Genomic DNA, 677 nt, shown 5'->3' with positions numbered 1-677 from the left:
GATCATTTTCGTAGGTCGCTTTAGGGTTTGTACCACCTTGAATCCACCACTGTGCTTTCCAAGACTGGTTCGAGTACGTTACTACTTCACCGCCTAGGTAAGTCGCTGAAGAGTCCCAAGTGCCATTGTCTGGGTCAGGAGTCGGATCTGGATCCGGCGTTGGATCTGGGTCTGGTGTTACGCCACCGTCATCAGCAATTACTTCAAAAGTGAAGGTTTCAACACTTTCGCTTTCAATCGAGCTAGCCATAAACGATAGAGTTTCGTTTGCAGTGATGCCAGTGGTATCAACTACGATAGAAGCCGTGCCGTTATTTTGAATGCTTACTGAAGAGCCTTGAGTTTGAGTCAATGTCGCCGCTTCGCTTGTTGCAATCACAACTTTGTCGCCAGCATTCACTACGTTGTCACTCTTCACTAGCTCGTAGATGTCGCCTTTCAATGGTTCAACACCACCGTCGCCACCATCAATCAGCGTTAACTGACCAGAAGCACGGCTATCTTTTGAGTTGAAGAAGTTACGTGAAGGATCGTTTTGGAAATACATGTAGTGCTGCATTTCAGCGTGCCAGTCACCAATGAAGATCGCGCCATCTTTAAACTCTTCATGCCAGCCGTTAATCTCTGAAGCCAACAAGCGAGCCCAATCGTTAACGTTTGAAGCATCGATAATGATC

1 pseudogene is annotated in these 677 nt (G+C 47.0%); it reads right to left on the bottom strand.

The window, feature by feature from the left end:
• Positions 1-677: pseudogene (locus AB4496_RS21310) on the bottom strand (chitin-binding protein); the annotation flags it as partial.

The organism is Vibrio sp. 10N.222.46.A1 (genome assembly GCF_041473595.1).
In the GTDB taxonomy this organism is placed as follows: Bacteria; Pseudomonadota; Gammaproteobacteria; order Enterobacterales; family Vibrionaceae; genus Vibrio; species Vibrio tasmaniensis_A.
This window is presented reverse-complemented; position numbering and strand designations above follow the sequence as displayed.